General features: G+C 47.6%; 3 protein-coding genes and 2 pseudogenes. 2 read left to right on the top strand and 3 right to left on the bottom strand.

Going from position 1 to position 5,961, the window contains the following annotated elements; translation table 11 throughout:
• Positions 1-62: 62 nt before the first annotated feature.
• From ACTOY7_RS21240 to ACTOY7_RS21230, 3 genes and pseudogenes are all read right to left on the bottom strand, one after another.
• The gene (locus tag ACTOY7_RS21240; RefSeq protein WP_482672789.1) at positions 63-878 is read right to left on the bottom strand and encodes an MFS transporter; all 816 of its coding nucleotides are present in this window, start codon (positions 876-878) and stop codon (positions 63-65) included.
• 82 nt (positions 879-960) lie between these two features.
• On the bottom strand, positions 961-3,756 hold the full coding sequence (locus tag ACTOY7_RS21235) for an alpha-L-rhamnosidase (protein WP_482672788.1): 2,796 nt from the start codon (positions 3,754-3,756) through the stop codon (positions 961-963).
• Positions 3,757-4,412: 656 nt separating this feature from the next.
• A pseudogene (locus ACTOY7_RS21230) lies at positions 4,413-4,577 on the bottom strand (recombinase family protein); the annotation flags it as partial.
• 433 nt (positions 4,578-5,010) lie between these two features.
• Here ACTOY7_RS21230 and ACTOY7_RS21225 point away from each other — a divergent pair.
• Positions 5,011-5,643, top strand: coding sequence for a sigma-70 RNA polymerase sigma factor region 4 domain-containing protein (locus ACTOY7_RS21225; protein ID WP_482672787.1), 633 nt, complete (start codon positions 5,011-5,013; stop codon positions 5,641-5,643).
• Positions 5,644-5,759: 116 nt separating this feature from the next.
• A pseudogene (locus ACTOY7_RS21220) lies at positions 5,760-5,961 on the top strand (hypothetical protein); the annotation flags it as partial.

Here is a 5,961-nt window from a genome sequence, read left to right as displayed (position 1 = left end):
AGTATTTCTATTTTTACTTTTTTCTAAACTTGAGGTTATGGGGTTGACCTAAAGGTTTCGCCTTAAGGCGAGGGTTTTAACCCCATTATACAGACAATAAAGGTATAAAAGTATGCATTCGCCCCTCCTGAAACCTGGCTTCCGATACCTGCCACCAAAGTAGTCACAAAGACGGCCCAGATAGGCTTATATCTCAAAAAAGAAAGCATTTCCTTTATCGTATAATTTTCCTCTTCCGTTCCTTCAAATGCAACCCTTTCCTTTACCCCCAGCGCTCCCACAATGGAAAACGCCAGCGTCATAGCCATTGATCCAAAGATCAGCACATAGTACCCCTGTAATGTGCCTTCCGCTACAATGATCGGCCCCAGTATGCCGATAACGGCTGCACCGGCCATATTCCCCAAAGCGCCGGCAAGCGTCAGCTTGTTTCTCTCCTTGCTGCTCGTTGACATAACCGGTATCAGGCTGTTCTTGGATATATCCATAACATCAAAGGTCCATCCCAGTAGCAGATAAGTAACGTATACAATGACATATTTACCCACCGGGCTCCAGACAGCGCCAAACCACAGTAGGATGTAATTTATTACGCATATGATTGTACCCAAAATGAGCATCGGCCGGAATTTACCCAATTTTGTTACCGGGAATCTATCCAGCACATATCCCATGACAGGATCACTGATGCCATCCACCACCTTAGAGATTAAAAACAATGTTGCCAGCGCCTTAGGATCCAGTCCAACCACAGTTGTATAGTAAATCAGGAAATATGCCGACAGTAATGTCATCAAGGGAATATTCCCCGCATATGTCATAAACAGACTGATTTTTTCCCCGATTCCTACTCTCTTGTTTTGTCCTTCCGTATTCATGGATTCTCCTTCCATTTTCCATAAAGATTGTTATATTGTAAAATTCTTTCTGATATTCCAGTCGAATATTTCATACCGCTCCCTAAAACTGCGCCAATGCCATATCCACTGCCTTCATCTGTTCCTCGTCTACCGTTCCGCCAAAGGTTTCCGCCGTCTGGCGCAGCGAAAGATCATAAGCCATATCCGGTATTATCTCAACTTCCATCAGCGGCGATAAAAACTCTACAATCCGGGGGTTTGCCAGCAGCTCCTCCATGGTAGAATCCACAGAATAAGTTTTTTTCAGCGGCCTCATTGCTTCATAAACCGCCTCATACTCCCCTGCTTCAATATGGCAGACACCATTTCTTACATCCGCAAACAGAGGATTGGCCCTATCACCATATAAGTTATCCGGCGCCTCGGGCAGGATAACCCTTCCCTCTCCGCCAAAAGGAACCCTGATCTGTATTTTTACCCTGTTTCCCTCTAAAATTTCCCAGCCGCATTCATATCTCCCGCTGGCAGAATCATAGGATGCATGTGCCTTTCCCAAAGAAAAATCAAGCTTCGGGCAGATTCTCACTTTCCTCGCCCCCGGAGAATCCTCCGGCAGATCGATCCCTGCCACATGCCGGAAGCACCACTCCAGTACCGCCCCATAGGAATAGTGGTTCAGACTGTTCATCCCTGTACTGGAAATACGGCCCTCTTCATCCAGCGAGTTCCACCTCTCCCAAACCGTCGTAGCCCCCAGCTTTACCTCATGGAGCCATCCCGGATATTCTTCATTCAGCAAAAGGCGGTATGCCATGTCCGTCATTCCGTTGTCTGTCAGGATATTGCACAGGATGGACGTCCCCACAAAACCCGTATTCAATTTGTTCTTATTTTCCCGCAGGAGCTTCCTCAGCATTTTCCTCGTCAGCTCCTCGTCGTCCGACAAATGATATTTCAAGGCCAAAAGTAATCCTGTCTGGGTTTTTATTGCACATCTTCCCGTAGCCGTAAAATATTCCGCTTTTACCACAGCCCATAGCCTCCCGGCAAGCTCCCGGTAGGCCTCCTCGTCCGCCTTCTGCCCCAGCATCGCCGCAGCCTTTGCCACAAGCTCGGCGCTGGCCGCATAATAGATATCCGCTATGTAAGCTTCATCGGTTGCCCCGCACACATTCCCTGCAGACGCCCCTGTCTTATCCAGCGCCAGCCAGTCTCCAAAGTGGAAACGCTGCCTCCAGCCGTGGTTTTCCCCGTCCACCCGCCTGATGTAATCCACCCACGCTTTCATGCTGTCAAACTGATCCTCCAGTATGGTTTTATCTCCGGAGAACAGGTACACATTCCAGGGTACGATGCAGGCCGCGTCCCCCCAGGCACAGGATGTCATATCCGAGCCAACGGCAGGAACCGTTACCGGCACCATCCCGTCCGCAGACAGCTGCTCCTGATACAAGTCATACAAGTATTTCCTATAAAAGGCATAGGTATCCGCAAGATAACACGCCGTAGCGGAAAACACCTGCGTATCCCCGGTCCATCCCAGCCGCTCATCCCTCTGGGGGCAATCGGTAGGTACATCCAGAAAGTTGTCTTTCATTCCCCACTGCACATTGGAAATAAACCGGTTTACCAGATCATTCCCCGTCCGGATCTCCCCTGTTGTCTCAAAGTCGCTGTACAGCGCAATCCCGGCAAAATCATCGCAGGAAAGATCCGGCATACCCGTAATCTTTACATAGCGGTATCCGTAAAAAGTAAAACATGGCATGATATCTTTTTCTGTTCCATCAGAAATATAGACATATTCGGACAGGGCCGTCCTTAGATTCTCATTGTAAAAGCACCCTTCCTGCAGCACCTCTCCCGTCTGAATCCGGATTTCGGTTCCTTTCGGCTCATGGACATGCAGCCTGAAAATCCCCGTAATCTCCTGTCCCAAATCGAGAACAAGCTCCCCCTTCGGTGTATGGAGCAACTCCTTCGGCTTTAAAACCTCATGGGCCGTCACAGGCAGGGAAAGGCGCTCCACCAGTCTTCCCCTTGGCGGTTCTGAAAGCTGTGCTTTTACCGGCGGCACAGCCTCTAAATTATCATCCCGCTTCTCGCCGTCATAAATATTCGAAAAGAAAATATTGCTTCTGGCCACTTCCCATGTGTCATCCGTGGCCACCACTTCTTTACTGCCATCCTCATATACAATATGTACTTCCGCGATCAGTTTCCAATCGTCACCATAATAACCGCTTTGCTCCGGCCGATTGACTCCGAACCGCCCCTTATACCATCCGTTCCCAAGAACCACAGACAGCCGGCCGCCGCCTTTTATCTGCTCTGTCACATCGTAAGTCTGGTACTGCAGCCACCGATGATAATTGTTGCAGTAAGGCGCCAGGTATTCCCCGCCGATCTTCACCTGCGGCTGCTTTTCTCCTGTCGAAAAATATGCCTCATACAAGCCCAGTCCGCAGATGTACAATCGCGCCTCCCGCACTTGTTTTTCAGGTCTTATCTCCCTGAAAAAAATCGGATGCCGGGGTTCGCTGCCATCGCAGGTAATCCATTTTCCCTGCCATGCCTCCCCACGTTTTGCCGTTTCAAAATACTGCACATCGGACGCAATCCTTTCGTCTGCGTCCGTTGTAACGATCACTTTCCAAAAATATCTGGTGCATGGCTCTAATTCCAGATCAATCCTGGCGGCAAGGCTGTCCAGCTCTGCCTCCCCCGTATCGTGCAGAAGCGATTCAAAGCTTTCCTCCCTGCTTATGATAATCCTGGCACTCTTTTGTTTTTTCCCGGTGCAGCCTGCAGCTTTCCAGGAAAAGACAGTTTTGTCCATTTGGAATCCGATTGGATTTGTGATATGGTTTGTTTTCGCCGCATAGATTCTTCCCATGGCGCCCTCCCTTTCCAAATTGGTAAACCGTTTCCGGCCTTATGAATTCGTCCGACTTTCTGATTGCTTTAAAGTACCTATAGTATAACGGATTTCCTCCGACAAATCATCAACCATAGTTAAGCAATTTACCAACCGTACTTAACATCTTAAATTTCTTTTCCACAAAGAATCCTCTTAGAATTATCCGCCTTTGATGTAAGTAAGAGGATGTGCCTATGTAGCCGCACTTAGTATAATCATTTGGTCGATAGTCAAGAAAGTACGCTGGAAATATTTCACTTTCGGATATTTACAATATGTATAGATGTTCTGTAGATGAAGTATGACAGGTCAACAGAAGTTCGGCCGTTTTGTGTTTATTGATAGGGGCGCCGAGGCACATTATACAAGGGGAGGGGTCAAAATCACGACCACAGGGGTCACTTTCACAGCCATAGGGGTCAAACGGTCTGCCGCAGGGGTCAGAGGGGTCACGGAGGGGTCAGGTTTTTGACCACTGTGGCCGTGCGTGGCCACTGCTCCCATGCTGCCCTGGCACAGCCCCAAACGCAAACAAGGGATTCCAACAGCACTCAATGTGCCGGAATCCCTTGTTTTCAGCGGTTTCTCCGATATTCTGTTCATTCCCATTGTATCAATTAAGCGATTTACATTTCCGTAAAATGCACCGTGTTGGTGTACCCGTTGCTTTTCGCATAGTCCTCCAGCATTTTTTTCTGGTTGGCTATACTGCTGCTGTCTCCCGCAAGCTCATCGTCCCTTGAGAGTCGCTCATAAAGAGCTGTTATTCTGTTGTCCCCAGCCGTTCTGTTGTTCATGTTGAACTCCTTTCCGGCTGGCTCATCTGTGGTGAATCCATCATACCACAGTTTCCGCCTCCTGTCATCATTTCGTTGCAGATTAAACGGGATATTTTTTCATCGGGCGTGTCGGCATACCCTGAACCTGTATATACCCTGACCTTGAAAAGCGTCCCGCTTATCCTGCGGTAAAAAAGCCAGCCGCAGAAGGACTGGTTTTTGCCATATCATTATTCAATTTTACTGCCTCCATTATGCAATCCTTTCTTGCGATTCATACGCATTTCCCTTATAATTGTTCGGGGAACCGTTAAGTCTCCGACTTCCGTACTTAGTAACCGGATTCCCATTTTATCCGTACCTCATAGCCTGCCCCTCCTTTCGTGTAACTGATTTCTAGTCAAAAAGAATTACTCTTTCACTAATAGGAGAAAAACGGGACTGACCATAAATGCCAAAATACGCTGAAATCCCAGCATTCAGGGAGCAGAATTTCATAACGGAAGCGGACGGGGATATGCTCCACCGTGAAGCCCGCGCCCTTGCGATCCAGCGTATTGAGGAAAGCGCAAGGACAGAAGCCGACTTTGAAAATGTGCTGTACTGGTGGGATAAACTGGACGCAAACAGGGAACGGAAAGAAAGAGACCATGAAATAGGGCGATCCACTGTTCCTTTGGAATGGGGCGCAGATGAATGGTACCTTTCCACCAGACCTTCCTATGATATGATTCTAAGAAGGCTCATGCTTGCGGGCGATTTTCTTGATTTCATATTTGACAGTCCGGAAACACTACACGAACTTGTCACGGATATAGATTTATCGGAGATATTGCAGGAACTAAAACCACATCTCAAAAATATGCTCTATTATCTATTCCTGCGTGATTATTCCACAGCAGAATATGCGGAGAGTATCGGACAGACTGACCGGAATATCAGGGGTATTCGGGAAACTGCTCTGAAAAAGATACGGAAGCTCTATGGCGGCATACTCACATACAGGAAAGAAAATCGTCTGCCGATAACGATTGACGAAAAATATTTCTTGGAAAACGGAGTGCGAAAGAAAAAGGGAAGATAAGTGTATTCTGACTGAAAGCCACAAACAGCTTGACCAACAATGAGTAACTGTTTATAATGTAAGAAATATTACATCAGATGATATGCCAGGATTGATTGGATTGGAGCAGATTTTTTATGAAAAATTTATTTGAACATACCAGTGCGCCGTGGATTCGGTACAGCAGCTATGAATATAAGACAGACAGTGACAACAACCTCTACATAACGGTTTCCAAAGATGCCAGACCGGAAATGTACCATCCCATGCAGGAAGCAGAACAGCTCGTCATTGATGCCATAAATGTCGGGCTTGCCGCCATGCACAAAATACCGGAAG

It is taken from the genome of Schaedlerella sp. (assembly GCF_056796775.1).
Note: the sequence above shows the minus strand (reverse complement) of the source record. Positions and strands in the feature narration are given on the sequence as shown.

Bases quoted from the DNA above. Each gene is read 5' to 3' on its own strand.
- ACTOY7_RS21240 (WP_482672789.1), bottom strand. From the start codon at position 878: ATGAATACGGAAGGACAAAACAAGAGAGTAGGAATCGGGGAAAAAATC.
- ACTOY7_RS21235 (WP_482672788.1), bottom strand. From the start codon at position 3,756: ATGGGAAGAATCTATGCGGCGAAAACAAACCATATCACAAATCCAATC.
- ACTOY7_RS21225 (WP_482672787.1), top strand. From the start codon at position 5,011: ATGCCAAAATACGCTGAAATCCCAGCATTCAGGGAGCAGAATTTCATA.